Annotated in this window: 20 protein-coding genes; 10 read left to right on the forward strand and 10 right to left on the reverse strand. The window is 69.2% G+C overall.

Annotated features, from left to right (window positions below):
• Window positions 1-25 precede the first annotated feature (25 nt).
• Both FDA38_RS32215 and FDA38_RS32220 read left to right on the forward strand, forming a co-directional pair.
• The gene (locus FDA38_RS32215; protein ID WP_137257962.1) at window positions 26-1,042 is read left to right on the forward strand and encodes a LacI family DNA-binding transcriptional regulator; all 1,017 of its coding nucleotides are present in this window, start codon (window positions 26-28) and stop codon (window positions 1,040-1,042) included.
• Window positions 1,043-1,081: 39 nt separating this feature from the next.
• Window positions 1,082-2,242 carry a glycoside hydrolase 5 family protein gene (locus tag FDA38_RS32220; RefSeq protein WP_233715055.1) on the forward strand — a complete coding sequence of 387 codons (1,161 nt, stop codon included), beginning with the start codon at window positions 1,082-1,084 and terminating at the stop codon, window positions 2,240-2,242.
• A gap of 5 nt (window positions 2,243-2,247) precedes the next feature.
• Here the strand turns inward: FDA38_RS32220 and FDA38_RS32225 are convergent, their stop codons facing one another.
• Window positions 2,248-2,961 (reverse strand): TetR/AcrR family transcriptional regulator, encoded by a 714-nt coding sequence (locus tag FDA38_RS32225; protein WP_137257964.1) that lies wholly within the window; start codon window positions 2,959-2,961, stop codon window positions 2,248-2,250.
• A 140-nt stretch (window positions 2,962-3,101) separates the two neighbouring features.
• On the opposite strand from FDA38_RS32225, the gene FDA38_RS32230 reads away from it, so the two are divergent.
• From FDA38_RS32230 to FDA38_RS43265, 4 genes are all read left to right on the forward strand, one after another.
• Window positions 3,102-3,527, forward strand: a complete 426-nt coding sequence (locus FDA38_RS32230; RefSeq protein ID WP_137257965.1) for a DUF1707 domain-containing protein — start codon at window positions 3,102-3,104, stop codon at window positions 3,525-3,527.
• On the forward strand, window positions 3,524-4,267 hold the full coding sequence (locus tag FDA38_RS32235) for an ABC transporter ATP-binding protein (protein WP_137257966.1): 744 nt from the start codon (window positions 3,524-3,526) through the stop codon (window positions 4,265-4,267). Before FDA38_RS32230 ends, FDA38_RS32235 begins: the two co-directional genes overlap by 4 nt.
• 1 nt (window position 4,268) lies before the next feature.
• Window positions 4,269-5,426: an ABC transporter permease gene (locus FDA38_RS43260; RefSeq protein ID WP_233715056.1), complete on the forward strand. Its 1,158-nt coding sequence runs from the start codon at window positions 4,269-4,271 to the stop codon at window positions 5,424-5,426.
• A gap of 96 nt (window positions 5,427-5,522) precedes the next feature.
• Window positions 5,523-6,770: an ABC transporter permease gene (locus tag FDA38_RS43265; protein WP_233715057.1), complete on the forward strand. Its 1,248-nt coding sequence runs from the start codon at window positions 5,523-5,525 to the stop codon at window positions 6,768-6,770.
• Here the strand turns inward: FDA38_RS43265 and FDA38_RS32245 are convergent.
• Window positions 6,756-7,259 (reverse strand): SseB family protein, encoded by a 504-nt coding sequence (locus FDA38_RS32245; RefSeq protein WP_137257967.1) that lies wholly within the window; start codon window positions 7,257-7,259, stop codon window positions 6,756-6,758. The genes FDA38_RS43265 and FDA38_RS32245 overlap by 15 nt on opposite strands.
• 88 nt (window positions 7,260-7,347) lie before the next feature.
• On the opposite strand from FDA38_RS32245, the gene FDA38_RS32250 reads away from it, so the two are divergent.
• Window positions 7,348-7,839, forward strand: a complete 492-nt coding sequence (locus FDA38_RS32250) for a hypothetical protein (RefSeq protein ID WP_137257968.1) — start codon at window positions 7,348-7,350, stop codon at window positions 7,837-7,839.
• A 19-nt stretch (window positions 7,840-7,858) separates the two neighbouring features.
• Window positions 7,859-8,533 carry a uridine kinase family protein gene (locus tag FDA38_RS32255; protein ID WP_233715058.1) on the forward strand — a complete coding sequence of 225 codons (675 nt, stop codon included), beginning with the start codon at window positions 7,859-7,861 and terminating at the stop codon, window positions 8,531-8,533.
• Here FDA38_RS32255 and FDA38_RS32260 read toward each other — a convergent pair.
• From FDA38_RS32260 to FDA38_RS32275, 4 genes are read right to left on the reverse strand one after another with little or no spacing between them, the layout of a single operon-like run.
• The gene (locus FDA38_RS32260) at window positions 8,487-9,281 is read right to left on the reverse strand and encodes a class I SAM-dependent methyltransferase (RefSeq protein WP_202877959.1); all 795 of its coding nucleotides are present in this window, start codon (window positions 9,279-9,281) and stop codon (window positions 8,487-8,489) included. The two genes, FDA38_RS32255 and FDA38_RS32260, sit on opposite strands and share 47 nt — an antisense overlap.
• Window positions 9,278-9,718 (reverse strand): globin domain-containing protein, encoded by a 441-nt coding sequence (locus FDA38_RS32265; RefSeq protein WP_137257971.1) that lies wholly within the window; start codon window positions 9,716-9,718, stop codon window positions 9,278-9,280. The genes FDA38_RS32260 and FDA38_RS32265 overlap by 4 nt, the downstream gene beginning before the upstream one ends.
• A gap of 5 nt (window positions 9,719-9,723) precedes the next feature.
• Complete coding sequence (locus FDA38_RS32270) at window positions 9,724-10,944, reverse strand: RNA polymerase sigma factor (protein WP_137257972.1); 1,221 nt, start codon at window positions 10,942-10,944, stop codon at window positions 9,724-9,726.
• 2 nt (window positions 10,945-10,946) lie between these two features.
• On the reverse strand, window positions 10,947-11,291 hold the full coding sequence (locus tag FDA38_RS32275) for a YciI family protein (protein ID WP_137257973.1): 345 nt from the start codon (window positions 11,289-11,291) through the stop codon (window positions 10,947-10,949).
• A gap of 82 nt (window positions 11,292-11,373) precedes the next feature.
• On the opposite strand from FDA38_RS32275, the gene FDA38_RS32280 reads away from it, so the two are divergent.
• Window positions 11,374-12,258, forward strand: a complete 885-nt coding sequence (locus FDA38_RS32280) for an aldose 1-epimerase family protein (protein WP_137257974.1) — start codon at window positions 11,374-11,376, stop codon at window positions 12,256-12,258.
• Here FDA38_RS32280 and FDA38_RS32285 read toward each other — a convergent pair.
• The 3 genes from FDA38_RS32285 to FDA38_RS32295 are packed head-to-tail and all read right to left on the reverse strand — an operon-like array spanning window position 12,236 to window position 13,858.
• The gene (locus FDA38_RS32285) at window positions 12,236-12,694 is read right to left on the reverse strand and encodes a PH domain-containing protein (RefSeq protein WP_137257975.1); all 459 of its coding nucleotides are present in this window, start codon (window positions 12,692-12,694) and stop codon (window positions 12,236-12,238) included. The two genes, FDA38_RS32280 and FDA38_RS32285, sit on opposite strands and share 23 nt — an antisense overlap.
• Window position 12,695: 1 nt before the next feature.
• On the reverse strand, window positions 12,696-13,544 hold the full coding sequence (gene hisG, locus FDA38_RS32290) for an ATP phosphoribosyltransferase (RefSeq protein WP_137257976.1): 849 nt from the start codon (window positions 13,542-13,544) through the stop codon (window positions 12,696-12,698).
• A 50-nt stretch (window positions 13,545-13,594) separates the two neighbouring features.
• The gene (locus tag FDA38_RS32295; protein WP_134109136.1) at window positions 13,595-13,858 is read right to left on the reverse strand and encodes a phosphoribosyl-ATP diphosphatase; all 264 of its coding nucleotides are present in this window, start codon (window positions 13,856-13,858) and stop codon (window positions 13,595-13,597) included.
• A 93-nt stretch (window positions 13,859-13,951) separates the two neighbouring features.
• On the opposite strand from FDA38_RS32295, the gene FDA38_RS32300 reads away from it, so the two are divergent.
• A complete protein-coding gene (locus FDA38_RS32300; RefSeq protein ID WP_137257977.1) occupies window positions 13,952-14,356 on the forward strand; it encodes a VOC family protein in 405 nt (134 codons plus the stop codon).
• On the opposite strand, the gene FDA38_RS32305 is transcribed toward FDA38_RS32300, so the two are convergent.
• Entirely contained in the window at window positions 14,333-15,022 is a 690-nt protein-coding gene (locus tag FDA38_RS32305) for an MBL fold metallo-hydrolase (protein ID WP_137257978.1), read from the reverse strand. The two genes, FDA38_RS32300 and FDA38_RS32305, sit on opposite strands and share 24 nt — an antisense overlap.
• Between the last annotated feature and the right edge of the window lie 5 nt (window positions 15,023-15,027).

Consider the following 15,027-nt stretch of genomic DNA (forward strand, 5'->3'; position numbering starts at 1 on the left):
GCTGTCAAGGGTGAGGGAGGAACGTGTGGCCAGACCGACGATTGCGGATATTGCGACCAGGGCAGGGGTGTCCAAGGGTGCGGTGTCGTTCGCGCTGAACGGGCGGCCCGGGGTCAGCGACGCGACCCGGGAGCGGATCCTGAAGATCGCCGAGCAGATGAGCTGGCGGCCGCACAGCGCGGCCCGGGCGCTCGGGGCGTCGCGGGTCGACTCGGTCGGGATGGTGATCGCGCGGCCGGCCCGGACGCTGGGGGTCGAGCCGTTCTTCGCGCACCTGCTGTCCGGCGTACAGTCCGGCCTGTCCGCGGAGTCGATCTCGCTGCAACTGCTGATCGTCGAGGACACCGCGGCCGAGATCGAGGTGTATCGGCGGTGGGCCTCGGAGCACCGCGTCGACGGCGTGATCCTGGTCGACCTCACCGTCAAGGACCCGCGGGTCGACGAGCTCAAGGCACTCGAGCTGCCCGCCGTGGTGATCGGCGGCCGCGGCGGCAAAGGCGCGCTGGCATCGGTCTGGGCGGACGACCGCGACGCGATGCTCTCGATCGTGGAGTACCTCGCCGCGCTCGGCCATCGCCGGATCGCCCACGTCGCCGGTACGCCGAACTTCCAGCACACCCAGCGCCGGATCCGCGCCGTCCGCGACGCGGCGCCCCGCCTGGGCCTGGTGGATTCGCCGTCGTTGACCACGGACTTCAGCGACGCGGAGGGTGCCGCGATCACGCGCAAGCTGCTCTCGCAGTCCGTGCGGCCGACCGCGATCGTCTACGACAGCGACGTGATGGCGGTCGCCGGCCTGGGCGTCGCGATGGAGATGGGCGTCTCGGTCCCCGGCGACCTCTCGATCGTCGCCTTCGACGACTCGATCCTCACCCAGCTCATGCACCCTGCGCTGACGGCCCTGTCCCGCGACACCTTCGACTTCGGTCGCCAGGCCGCCGAGGTGCTCCTCGAGACCATCGCCGACCCCACGACGGTCATCAACCGCCGCACCGCTGACCCGGTGCTGACGGTCCGTGAGTCGACCGCTCCCCCGGCGTGATGTTGCTCTTCGCGCCTAAACCGATTTAGCATCCTCGGCATGCCTTCGGTTCCCAGGTTCGGCGCCAACTACGTCCCCTCCAGCGGCTGGTTTTACAGCTGGCTGGACTACGACGGCGCCGCAGTACGGCGGGACTTCGCCGACCTGGCCGCGATCGGGCTGGACCACGTCCGGGTGTTCCCGGTCTGGCCGTGGATCCAGCCGAACCGGGCGATCATCCGTGAGCGCGCGATCGCGGATCTGCTCGACACGATCGACGCCGCCGCGGAGTACGGGCTGTCCGTCGCGGTCGACCTGATCCAGGGTCACCTGTCCAGCTTCGACTTCCTCCCGTCGTGGGTGCTGACCTGGCACAAGAGCAGCCTGTTCGAGGATCCGACGGTCCGCGACGGCCTCACGGCGTACGTCGACACCGTGGCGCGCGCGGTCGCGACGAAGCCGAACGTCTTCGCGATCACGCTCGGGAACGAGGTCAACAACCTCTGGCCCGACAGCCCGACCACGCCGGATGCGTCGACGGCCTGGGCGCAGGATCTGCTGACCACGCTGAAGAAGGCGGCGCCGGACGTGCTCGCCCTGCACTCCGTGTTCGACGACGCCTGGTACAAGGCCGACCACCCGTTCCACCCCGTTGACGCCGTGGATCTGGGTGACCTGAGCACTGTCCACTCGTGGGTTTTCAACGGGGTCTCACGAGTGGACGGTCCCCTCGGGCCGGCCACACTCACCCACGCCGACTACCTGGTCGAACTGGCCCGCGCCACCTCACTCGACCCTGCGCGACCCGTCTGGCTGCAGGAGATCGGCGTACCCGGGCCGGATATCCCCACGGATCTGCAGGCCGAGTTCACCCGCCGTACGCTCGAGATCGTGCTTCCGAACCCGGCGCTGTACGGCGTGACGTGGTGGTCGTCGCACGACATCGACCGCAGCCTGCTCGACTTCCCGGACCGCGAATACGACCTGGGTCTGTTCACCGTCGACCACCAGCGCAAGCCCGCTGCCCAAGCCCTCGCCGACGTGATCGCTGACGTCAAGGCGAACGGCGTACCGTCCACGCCGGATGCCACCACGCTGACCGCGCCGGCCAACCTCCGCACCGAGCCGGGCCGGCGCCCGGAAGTTGCCCCCGGCAGCGAATTCCACCTGCACTGGGTCGAGGCCCGAACGGCAGGCCCGGTCCGCATCGTCCTGCCCTGATCGCGTTACTGCTTGGCGATCAGTACTTCGATGCCGTCGAGGATCCGCGCCAACCCGAACTCCAGGTCGTCGTCGAGGCCGTCCTCGTACTCCTGGTTCGTGTACATCGAGGTCAGGATCGGGTAGTTGCCGTCGATCAGCCTCGGGACCAGGAAACGGCCCACCTGTTCGGCTTGGACCGGGGTGTTGTCACTCGAGCCGAGCTGGCGGGCGAGGTTCGCGTAGTTGCGGGCGTAGCCGTCGAGCAGCATCAGGCAGCCGAGGTTGTCGTGCTGGCTGAGTCCGGTCTCGGCGAGCGCCTGCAGCATGGCCTCGACCCAGCGGAGCAGGTTAGGCGTGACGGGCGCGCCACGGATCGGTACGTCGAGCAGCCACGGGCGATCGTCGTACAACTTCACCTGCGCGTCGACCCACGCGATCGCGGCCGGGCGCCAGCCCTGCGGTAGCTCGGGCGGCAGGCCGACCGCCTTCTCGTGCACGAGCACGATCAGCTCTTCCTTCGACCGGACATAGCGGTACATCGCGTTCGTGGTGACGCCGAGGTGCGCCGCGATCCGCTGCAACGAGATCGCCTCGAACCCGTCCCGGTCGCCGAATTCGATGCCGGTGTCGACGATCTGCTCGATCGACAACGCCGGCTTCGGCCCGCGCCGCTGCGCCGGCAGCACACCCCAGGACAGGGCGAGCCCCGGCGGCAGCTCCCCGCGGTCCTCGGTCATGTCTCCATCCTGACGCACGACGCCAGGGGCGTGACAGGGGTGCTAGCACCACCCTCGAAACGGGTCCTGAGCAGCGGGCGGCCGAAACTGTTCAACCCCTACGCTTTTTCACATCGAACCTCCGGAAAGGAACCCAGATCATGTACACGCTGCTCGAACCCCTCCTGACCCCCGACCAGATCAAGCTGACCGACGCCGACCGCCGCGCCGCGGTCGCCAAGCTCGACAGCGCCGTACGGCAGGCCGCCCTCGCTCCCTCACAGGCCAGCGAGCGGCAGTTGCAGCTGCTCACCGCCGAGACGCGCGGTGAGCTGCGCAAGATCATGGCCGGCGTTCCGGACGCGACTCCGCCTCGCGGGCTGACCACGGCGCTGCGTGCGTTCACCGGCGTCTGGCTGGTGACCTGTGTGGTGCAGTTCGTGATCTGGGTGGCGCTGGCGATGTTCGGTCACTTCGACGGACCGTGGTGGCTCTGGTCGGACCTCGGTCTCGGCGCGGTCGTCGCGATCCTGTGGTGGACGAACGAGTCGTACCACCGCAAGTCCGACGTCCTGGTCGCGCCATGAGCGTCCAGCTGAGCGACGTACGGAAGGTGTATGGCACCGGGCCTGGCGCGGTTGAGGCGCTGGCCGGTGTCACCTACGGCTTCGAGGCGGGCACCTTCACCGCGGTGATGGGACCGTCCGGGTCTGGCAAGAGCACGCTGTTGCATTGCGCGGCCGGGCTTGATGTGCCGACCTCCGGTGAGGTCGAGTTGGCCGGGCGGTCGCTTCGCGGTCTGGACGAGACTGCGCTGACGGAGCTGCGGCGCGAGTCAGTGGCCTTCGTGTTTCAGTCGTTCAACTTGATGCCGGCGCTGACGGTGCGGCAGAACGTCGTGCTGCCGTTGACGTTGGCGGGGAAGTCGCCGGATGACGCATGGGTGACTGAGGTGATCCGGCGGGTCGGGCTCGATGCGCGGATGAAGCACCGGCCGAGCGAGTTGTCCGGTGGTCAGCAGCAGCGGGTGGCGATTGCGCGGGCGCTGGCTGGGCGTACGGCGATCACGTTCGCGGACGAGCCGACCGGCGCGCTCGATACGACCACTGCGCTCGAGGTGCTGACGCTGCTTCGGGATCAGTCCCGCGAGCTCGGTCAGACGATCGTGATGGTCACCCACGATCCGGTCGCGGCGTCGTACGCCGATCGCGTGGTCTTCCTCGTCGACGGGCGGATCGTGTCCGAAACCGCCCGTCCCACCGCCGAGGCCGTCGCCGCGGAACTCGCCCAGCTGAGCGCCGGCCGCTTCTCACCCACGGAGATCTGACATGTTCCGCCTCGCCGTCACCACCCTGCGCTACCGCACCGCCGCCTTCCTCGCGATCTTCGTCGCAGTCCTCCTCGGCGGAGCACTCCTGGCCGCCGCCGGCGGCCTCCTGGAAACCGCCTTACGCCTCAACGCCCCACCCCAACGCGTGACCGCTGCCCCCATCGTGGTGGCAGGCGACCCCGCCTACCATCCCCCCAACGGCAGCGGCTCCGCCGCCTTCCCAGAACGCCACCGCGTAGACGAGTCGCTGGTCACCAAGCTCACCGGCGCCCCAGGCGTGTCCAAGGCGATCGCCGACAGGTCGTTCCCGGCAACAGTCACAAGCAGCCCGCGCAGCTCCTCCGGAGCAGGAGCGGGTCGGGCGGGCGGCTCCTCCGGCGCAGGTTCGAGTGGGCTTGCCGGCCACCCGTGGAGTTCGGCGGGGCTTACCCCGTATCAGCTGATGATCGGGAGAGCTCCGGTTGGCGGGCAGGTTGTGCTCGACGAGCGGCTGGTCGGCACCTCCAAGCCTGGTGACCACGTCACGGTGACCGTGGGCGGCGAGCCTCGGGACCTGGTGTTGGCTGGGGTTGCGCGGGCTGGGCATCGGGTTGATGTGCCGGCGGTGTTCTTTGCGGATGGGGATGTGCCGGCCGGGGTGGACGCGATCGGCGTGTTTCCGGCGGACGGGATGTCGGCTCGGGAGTTGGCCAAGCAGCTGGAACTGCCCCAAGGTGTGAAGGCTTACACCGGCGACGACCGCGGTGTCGCGGAGTACCAAGGGATTGCTACGAGTCTGCCTTTGATCATCATGTCCGGCGTCTTCGGTGGGATGGTGGCTGCGGTCATGGCGCTCGTGGTATCGGCAACGATCGGGCTGTCCGTCCGCCAGCGTCGTCGTGAGCTCGCGTTGCTGCGGGCAAGCGGTGCCACCCCGCGGCAGGTCGGCAAGATGGTGATCGCCGAGACCATGCTGGTCGGCCTCATCGGGCTGGCAATCGGCCTACTGGCCGGCCGGTTCGCCGGCAACTGGATCTTCGGCCTGCTCGCCGACGGCGGCATCGTTCCGCCCCAGCTCCGGTACGACCAGGGCCCGCTCCCGTTCGCCGGCGCAGCCATCCTGACGTTCGCAGTACTGCGCATCACCGTCGGATTCGCCGCCGGCCGAGCCGCCTGAATCCGCCCGATCCAGGCCCTCGCCGAGGCCGCCGTACCGAACGTCGCCCTCAGCCGCATCCGCATCATCATCGGCCTGGTCTTCGCCGGCGCCACCGTGGCGATCGCCCTCTCGACCCCGTTCATGGGTCCGACCAACGCAGCCGCGATCGGCGGCCCGGCCGGCCTGACCGGTTCGATCGCCGTCGCGATCCTCGCCCCGCTGGTGATCCAACGCGCCCTGATCCCCCGCATCACCCGGTACGTCGAGAACCGCGGCACCAGCGGAGTCCTAGCGGTCATCAACCTCCGCGTCCGCGCAGTCCAGTTCGGCGCGATCCTGGTCCCGATCACCATCGCCACAGCGATTGCCGTAGGCAACATCTACTCCCAGACCACCCAACAGAAGGCTGCCGAAGAGGCCTTCACCAGCAACCTGTCCGGCGACGTCGTCATCACCGGCGGCATCCCCGCCTCCCTCACCAAAGCAGCGAGCGAACAACCCGGCGTCACCGCATCGTCCGAACTCGTCCGCAGCAAAGGCTGGATCGAGGAGCCGTACGACACCTCCCACACCAGCGACGCCTGGCCTCTCCTCGGGCTCAGCGGCCCGATCTACAAGGACAAGGTGACGAAGGGCTCGCTCAACGACCTGACCGGCAACACCATCGCCCTGCCACCAGGTACGGCGAAGAAGCTCAAGGTCGACGTCGGCTCCGAGATCGGGGTGCGGCTGGGCGACGACGCACTGGTCAAGGTCAAGGTGGTCGCACTCGCCGAAGGCCCGTCCGGCTACCAATCCCTCCTGCTCCCCGCACAACTGCTGGCCGCCCACACCACAACCGGCCTACCAAGCCAGCTGGTCCTCAAGACCGACGAGAAGCTCCACCTGGACCTGTCGAAATGGCCCGGTACGACGATGGGCGGCCGCGAGCTGCTCGCCGACGGACTGGACACCGGCCTCGGCGTAGACGCGTGGATCGGCTACCTGCTGGCCGCGATCGCAGTCGCTTACACCGCCATCGCCTCGGTCAACACGATCGCAGTCGCCGTACTCGACCGCCGCCGCGAATTCGGACTGCAGCGCCTGACCGGATCGACCCGCCGCGAGGTCTCCCGCATGCTCGGTCTCGAGGGCCTGCTCATCGCAGCACTCGGGCTGGCAAGCGGTCTGATCACAGCAGCGTTCACGGTCCTCCCGATCGCGGTGGCAACCCGAGGCTGGCCGATCCCGTCCGGTCCGGTGTGGGTCCTGGTCGCGTGGATCGCGGTCGTCCTCCTGCTGGTCCTCCCGACCACAGCGATCACCGGTCGCATCGCGATGCGCGCCAAGCCGATGGACGCGCTCAGCTCACCCGTCGGCTGATTCGATCCACCCGTAGCCGCCGTCCTCCAGGCGAACCACCTGGAGGCCGGCGGCCAACCGGCGTACGTCGTCGGTCTCGATCACACCCGCGGCCGGGCCGGCGATGTCGAGCACGATCGCGGCCGCGCCCTCCTGGATCGCCGCGGTCGCGACCAGTTGCGCCTGGGCCGGCATCGGCCGCGCCTCCGGGCTCCACCGGGCCAGGCTCTCGGTGCCGGTGAACGCGAGCAGCGCGTTCCGCCCGTCCTGTCCCTTGAGCAGCGCGACGGCCATGTCCGAGGTCTTGTCGTGCGCGAGCCCGTTCTCGTCGTACTCGACCTCGCCGAGCATCGCCACCACCGGCACCAGCAGCCGCGCCCCGGTCGGTCCTGCCAGCGCCGCCAGCACCGCGCCCTCGTCACCCTCCGCGAGCGCGGTCGCGAGCGCGAGGTCCGCCGTACCGTCGTCGTTGTCGAACCCGGTGAAGGCCAAGCGGCGCTCTGGTTGCATGCGGATATTGTCCCCGGAGGTCTCTTTCAGGGGTGCGTCAGGGCTCTTCCCCTCTTGGTTCCGGGCGGGACTGTGCGAGCCTGGGTATGTGCCTGACTTCAACGATTTGACGCTGCTGCCGTTCTGCGTAGGCCTCACGCTGCTCGGTCTGATCGGCTCGTGGTTCGCCTGGCGGCGACGCGGGGTGGCAGCCGGCACCCGCGGCGTGGCCTGGTCCCTGCTGCCGGTCTCGCTGTACCTGACCGGTCTGCTGGAGCTGGTCTGGGACGTGGTCCGCTCGACGGTGAGCTGGGTCACCCACCTGATCTTCTCGCCGACCGTCTGGGCCGGGGTCGCGCTGTTCGGCGTCTCGGTGGTGCTGTACGTCGTGTCAGGTGTGGCCCGGGGTCGTGGGGGGAACCAGAAGGCCGAGAAGAAGAAGCCCGCCTCGCCCGCGGGTGAGTTGACCACGACGGGCCCAGCGCCCGCGTCGGCCACCACCGCCAAAGCTGCCAAGCCGTCAAAGGGGAAGGCGAAGCAGCAGGAATCGTCGGAGTTCGACGAGATCGAGGACATTCTGAAGCGCCATGGAATCAACTGACCCTGACCGGGGTGGTGGGGTGGGGAAAGCCTCCGATACAGCCGCTGACCACAGCTCGCCCCTGACCATCGACCTGCTGCTCGACAACGTTCTGGCCGGACCGGCAGGCCTCGGCAGCACCCGGCTGATCGGCATCGACGGACCCGCCGGATCCGGCAAGACCACCGTCGCCGCCGCGCTCGAAGCCCGGGCCAAGCTGCGCGACCTGAACACGTACGTCATCCACATGGACGATCTGTACGACGGCTGGACCGGAGCCGAGCGTGGATTCGGTCTGCTCCGCGACCATGTGCTGCAACGGCTCGCCGACGGCCGCGAGGGCCGTTACCGCCGCTACGACTGGTACGTCGGCGCGTACGCCGAGCTGCACGTCGTACCGAACACCGTGGACCTGCTGATCGTCGAAGGTGTCACCGCCTGCGACCGGGACGCGGCGCACTGGCAATCGCTGCGGCTGTGGGTCGAGACGTCGAACGAGGTCCGCCTGGAGCGTGGCATCGACCGCGACGGCGAGGCCCTCCGCGACCACTGGCTGGAGTGGATGCGCTGGGAGCGCGACCATTTCGCCGAGCAGGCCACCCGCTCACGCGCCCATGTGATCGTCGACGGCGACCCGGCCATCCCGTTCGACCCCACGGTGGAACTCGTCACGAAGTCGGTGGCACTGCCTCCGCACGACTCGGCGGCTTCGTAGCCGAGATCAACCGCGCCTGCGGATGGTGGATCCACTCCCCCGCGGGTGCCTTCGCCAGGTAGCTCGCCCGCAGCCTCGCGATGTACTCGTCGCCACGGGCCAACGCCGTGGCGCGCAGCGGGCCCGAGCGGTCGGCCGCATCGAAGTACGCCGCTGCGTCGGGATGCACCATCGGGTACGACACGAGCTCGTCCCGCTCGACCACGGCACCGCCTAGGGCCGGGATCAGCGCGTCCTCCCACGAGCGGTCGCGCCGCCCGTCGATCACCTCGTCCAGGAGCGCGAACGGACCGGTCTCCTCGGCGAACTCAGGCCAGTAGACGACACAGAGCCGGCCGCCGGGACGAAGTACGTCGTACCAGGAGCGGATCGCTGCAGCAGGATCAGGCAACTGCTGGAGCCCGAAGACGGACACGACCGCGGCCGCGGACCAGGCCGGGTCAAGCGCGGCCGCATCGCCCTGAATCACCTCGACGCCCGGACGTCCCGCGGCGCGGAGGCCGGCCAGGCGGACCATCTCTGTGGACAGGTCGATGCCGACGATCCGCCGGTTGGGGAAGCGTGGAGCGAGCAGCTCGAGCTCGGGAAAGGTCCCGCAGCAGGGCACGAGGACCGTACCAAACGGTATGGTATGCAAGGCGTCGACAGCAGCCTGCACCCACGGCGCGAAGCGCGGCACGAAGTACTGCTCGTAGCCCTCGGCTGCCTCGTCCCAGCTGCGGGCGAGCCTCGAGAGGCGGTCCGTCACGTCTGCAGACCGTCCCAGGACCAGCGCGGGACGGTCAGATCATCGGCAATGTCTGCCGTGTTGTGGTGGTACATCGTCGTGAACGTCGCCCAGGCGAAGTAGTCGTGCAGGACCTGCCGGAGCTTCGGATCGGTCAGCTCGGCATCCGTCATCGCCTCGTCGAAGCGCTCGATCGCGCGCCGGTTCATCTCGTCGTGCTCGCCGTTCCCGCTGTGTCGCCGCTCGACGTACGCCTCGTCGCCGTACACACCGGTGTAGCCTTCCGGCCCGCCGAGCGCCTCGGCCCAGTACGCCGCCAGCCGCTCGATGTGATCAGGCTCGACGTCACCGTGGAACGCATGGCTGACGACCTCGTCGGCCATCACTCGCTCGTGCCAGGCTCGCGCCAGCCGGAGCATGCCTTCGGACCCACCCGCCGCCTCGTAAACGGTCTCCATGGCGGTCAAGTCTGCTCTATCGACGCCAGCCGGTCACGTGCGTGCGCCCGTTCCGGTTCGGATCCGGCCAGTCGGAGCGCGCGCTCGTACGCCGCAGTTGCCTCGGGCAAGCGTCCGAGACGGTGCAGCAGGTCGGCCCGGGCGAGGGCGAACGGGTGGTACTCGCGCAGCCGTGGTTCGTCGGCCAGTTCGTCGAGCAGTGCGAGGCCGGCCTCGGCGCCGTCGCGCATCGCGATCGCGGCCGCCCGGTTGAGCGCGACCACGGGCGACGGATCCAGTTCCAGCAGTACGTCGTACAGCGCGACGATCTGCGCCCAATCGGTGTCCGCGAAGTCGGCCGCCTCGTCGTGCAGCGCGGCGATCGCGGCCTGGACGGCGTACGGTCCGGCTCCGCCGGTGAGCGCGGTGACGACCAGGTCGCGGCCCTCGACGATCAGCTCGTGGTCCCAGCGGCTGCGGTCCTGGTCCTCGAGCAAGACCAATGACCCGTCTGCCCCGGTGCGAGCGTCGCGGCGGGCGTGGACGAGCAACATGAGGGCGAGCAGACCGGTCACCTCGCGCTCGGCGGGGAGCAGCCGGTGCAGGATCCGGGCCAGCCGGATCGCTTCCTCGGCGAGGTCGAGACGTTGCAGATACGGTCCCGAGCTTGCGGCGTACCCCTCGGTGAAGACCGAGTAGACGACCTGCAGTACGCCGGGCAGCCGCTCCGGCAGCTCATCCGGGCCGGGCACGCGAAACGGGATCCGCGCATCGCGAATCTTCTGCTTCGCCCGGACGATCCGTTTCGCCATCGTCGCGGTCGGGACCAGGAACGCGCGCGCGACCTCCGGCGTGGTCAGACCAGCCAGGCAGCGCAGCGTCAACGCGCCACGGTCCTCGGCCGCGAGCGCGGGGTGCGTGCAGGTGAAGAACAGCTGCAACCGCTCGTCCGGCAACTCGTCCCCGGTCGCTTGCGGCGCAGCCCGGTCCATATCGACCTGCAGTACGGCGAGCTTCGCGGCGTACACCTGGTCACGCCGGAGCCGGTCGACGGCCTTCCGCCTGGCGGTCGTCATCAGCCAGCCGCCGGGGTTCGGCGGTACGCCGTCCACCGGCCAGCGCACCAGCGCCGCCTCGATCGCCTCCGAGGTGACCTCCTCGGCCAGGTCGAGGTCCCCGAACCGCCGGGCGAGCGCGGCCAGCAGCCGGCCCCGCTCCTCCCGGAAGACCGCCTCGACCTGGTCCATCCTCAGAACTCCGCGACCGGCCGAACCACAACCGACCCGCCGGCCCGCGAGCCCGGGCACTTCGCGGCCCAGTCCAGCGCGACATCCAGATCCGGTACGTCGATCACGTAGAACCCGCCGAGCACCTCGCGGGTCTCGGCGAACGGTCCGTCCGTCACGGTCCGCTTGCCGTCGTTGGCGACCTGGACGCGGGTCGCGGTGACCAGATCGGCCAGCGACTCCGACGCGACCACGACCCCGGAGTCGGTGATCTCCTTGTCGAACCGCATCCAGTCCTCCGGCTCGCATCCGACCGGCGCGTTCTCCGTGTCGAGCTCCCCGGCGTTGATCAGCAGCATGTATTTCATCGGAACCTCCTGTTCACCCGTGTCTACAGCATCACCACGAACGGGTTCGCCCAGGATGGACAGCGTCAGTCAGGATTGGACCATGAATGTTTCCCCATCGGGTGAGCAGTGGGTCCTCCGCGGCGGCGGGTACGAGGCGACAGTGGTCAGCGTCGGCGGTGGGCTGCGCGGGCTCACGTACGACGGACACCCGGTCCTGCTCGGGTACGGCGAGGACGAGGCGGCGCACGCGGGGATCGGGCAGCACCTGTTCCCGTGGCCGAACCGGATCACCGACGGGAAGTACACGTTCGAGGGCGTCGCCCAGCAGCTGTACCTGACCGAGCCGGCCCGCCAGAACGCCATCCACGGACTGACCCGCTGGGCCAACTGGCTCCGCGTGGACGACGGCTCAGACCCGGCGGCATTGGTCGTCGGCCATCGCCTCCACGGCCAGCCCGGCTACCCCCACCAGCTGGACCTCCGCCTCGACTACCGCCTCACCGATCGCCTGACTGTCACCGCGACTGCCACCAACATTGGCAGGTCCGCGGCGCCGTACGGCTACGGAGCACATCCGTATCTCAGCGTCGGCCGCCCGATCGACGAATGCGTGCTCGAGTTCACCGCCGCCGACCGCTTGGAGGTGTCCGCGGATCGCATGCAGCCGGTCGGCCTGACACCGGTCGCCGGATCGGAGTTCGACTTCAGCGACGGCCGGGGGATCGGGGCGACGTCGATCGACAACGCCTTCACCGGACTCGGTGGCGCCTGGTCGGTCTCGTTGACGGATCCCGACAGCGGCGCCCGGTCGGTGCTCACCAGTGACACACCCTGGATGCAGCTGTTCACCGGCGAAGCGGTCGGGCGTACGGCGCTGGCGGTCGAGCCGATGACGTGTCCGCCGGACGCGTTCATCACCGGTCAGGACCTGGTCGTCCTGAAGCCGGGCGAATCGCACACGACTAGCTTTTCGGTGGCCGGTTAGCTCCGGCACCGTGGTCGCGAGCCACCGCCGCGAGCTCCTTCGCGGCGCGGCTCGCCCGGGCGCCTTCCGCGGCCTGGACCGCGAGGATGCCGATCCGGTTGCCGTCGGCATCGAACAGCTGCAGCCACGCGTCCCCCGGCCGGAACCGCAGTCCGCTGATCTCCGCCCAGGTCAGCGTGTACGACTTGAACACGTTCCGCACCCGGAGCCCGTCGGCGTACGCCGTCACCCGCAGCGTCGTCATCCGGTACAGGATCCACAGGATCGCCCCGAAGAACACCAGCAACGTGATCCGCTGGAACCAGCTGAACGAATCCCGCGACTCGGCCGGCAACCGGACCCAGATCACCCCGAACACCGCCAGCAGCGACAGGCCCATCACCCCGGCCATCAGCGCGAGGATCCGCGGATGGAAGGTGAAGAGCCTGTCGCTCATGTCAGATCCGGCAGGCGTGGATGTCTGTGGTGAGGATGGCACGGGCGCCCACCTCCCACAGCTGGTCCATCAGGCGCTGCGCCTCGGCACGCTGCACCATCACCCGGACGGCGACCCAGCCCTGCTTGTGCAGCGGGGAGATCGTCGGCGACTCCAGGCCGGGCGCGACCGAGGTGGCCGCGTCGACGTTCTCGGCGCGGATGTCGTAGTCCATCATCACGTAGTTCCGCGCGATCAGGACGCCTTCGAGCCGGCGTACCAGCTGGTGCATTCCGTTCGGCGGGTTCTCGACGCCGTGCCGCTTGATCAGCACGGCCTCGGACTTCAGGATCGGCTCGCCGAACACCTCGAGCCCGGCCTGGCGCAGCGTCGTACCGGTCTCCACCACGTCGGCGATCACGTCGGCGACCCCGAGCTGTACGGCCGACTCGACCGCTCCGTCCAGGCGGACCACGGATGCGTCGACGCCGTTCTCGGCCAGGTGGTCCTGCAGTACGCCGGCGTACGACGTGGCGATGCGCTTGCCGGCCAGGTCCTTGATGGAGTCCGCGACCCCGGGCCGCCCGGCGAATCGGAACGTGGACGAGCCGAACCCGAGGCCCATGATCACGTCCGCGTCGGCGTGCGAGTCGAGCACGAGATCACGGCCGGAGATGCCGACGTCGAGAGTGCCCTCCCCGACGTACACCGCGATGTCCCGCGGGCGGAGGTAGTAGAACTCGACCTCGTTGGCCGAGTCGGTGAGTGTGAGGTCCTTGGTGGTACGGCGCTGTTTGTAGCCGGCCTCGACGAGCATCTCGGTGGCGGCCTCGCTCAGCGAGCCCTTGTTCGGTACTGCGACGCGCAGCATGGCGACTGCCCTTTCTGGGGGTGTTAACCGGTCATCTGTGGAGGTGGCTCCTACAGATGTCGGTACACGTCCTCGAGGTCCAGGCCGAGGGCATGCATCATCACCTGAGCGTGGTAGAAGAGCTGTGACAGCTCCTCCGCGGCCCGCTCCTTGCCCTCGTACTCGGCTGCCATCCATGACTCGGCGGCCTCTTCGACCAGCTTCTTGCCGATCGCGTGCACGCCGGCATCCAGCGCCGCCACGGTCCCGGAACCCTCCGGCCGTGTCGCCGCCTTCTCACCCAGCTCGGCAAACAGCTCCTCAAAACTCTTCATCGCGCGCCCAGCCTACGGGGTCCGGTCACCCTCCCCCGCCCCCAGGTCCGCCGATCGGACCTCTCCGCGGCTCGTCTGTGGGTTACTGGAGCCATGGACGGATTCGCGCAGATCTCCGTGATGCTCGCCGTGCCGGACGCGCCGGCGGCCGCGGCCTGGTACGCCGAGGCGCTCGGAGCGGTCGAGCTCTGGAACCTCGGCAGTGTGATCGGGCTGAGCGTCAACGGCGCCCCGATCTTCCTCGGCGAACCCGGGGACAACATCTGGAAAACACCCGCGGCGACCGGCGCCCCGACGGTCCGGGTCGAGATGTTCGTGGACGATCCGGACGGTTTCGTACGGCGTGCCGTCGAGGCGGGCGCGGACGGGAGCTTCGACCCGGTCCGCGATCACGCGGTGCCGTGGGGGACGCATCGGCAGGGGTCGTTCCTGGATCCGTTCGGGCACTTGTGGTTCGTCGGCGACAGGTCTCCGCTAGGCCCCAGCGAGCGCGGCTGATCGGGTGCGCGGCGCTGAGTGCGCGTCGGCGTACCAGTCGTGTTGCTCGGACAGGAGTTGCTTGACCATGGCGTAATCGATGGTGTCGTCGGGCGTGCGCAGGTGGTACGGCGGCGGGTAGAACGCGTCGCCGAGGAGGGCGACCCCATCGGCCACGGCGATCAGGGAGTCGGGGGCGTGGTTCCCGCCGACGTGGCGCAGTACGACGCCGGTCGGGAGGGTGAGGGTGTCGCCGAGCGTCTGGTCGGGGAGGACGATCCGGAAATCGGTCCAGTCGGGTACGGCGAGCGCTCGGGCGCGGAAGCTGGGGCCGAGCTTGGGGTTGGCCTCGACTTCGTCGTGGAGGTATTGGTGGCTCCACGGTCTGCCGGCCTCGGCTGTCAGGAGGTCGACAGCTAACTCGTGGGCGATGACGGTCACATCGTCCCAGGCGGAGGCGCCCCAGGTGTGGTCCCAGTGGTGGTGGGTGTAGACGAGCCACCTCGGCGCGGGCAGTCCTGCTGCGGTGATCGCCGTACGGATGGCTCGGGCGTGCTCGGGGCTGTTGCCCGCGTCGACGAGGACCGAGCCGCGGTCGTCGGCGATGACGGCGACCGACGGGCGGATCGCATCGGGGTCCGGGTCGTGCGGGTAGAGCCAGACCCGGGCGGCGAGGTGCTGGAGCATGTGGC

The organism is Kribbella jiaozuonensis, assembly GCF_005233875.1.
In the GTDB taxonomy this organism is placed as follows: Bacteria; Actinomycetota; Actinomycetes; order Propionibacteriales; family Kribbellaceae; genus Kribbella; species Kribbella jiaozuonensis.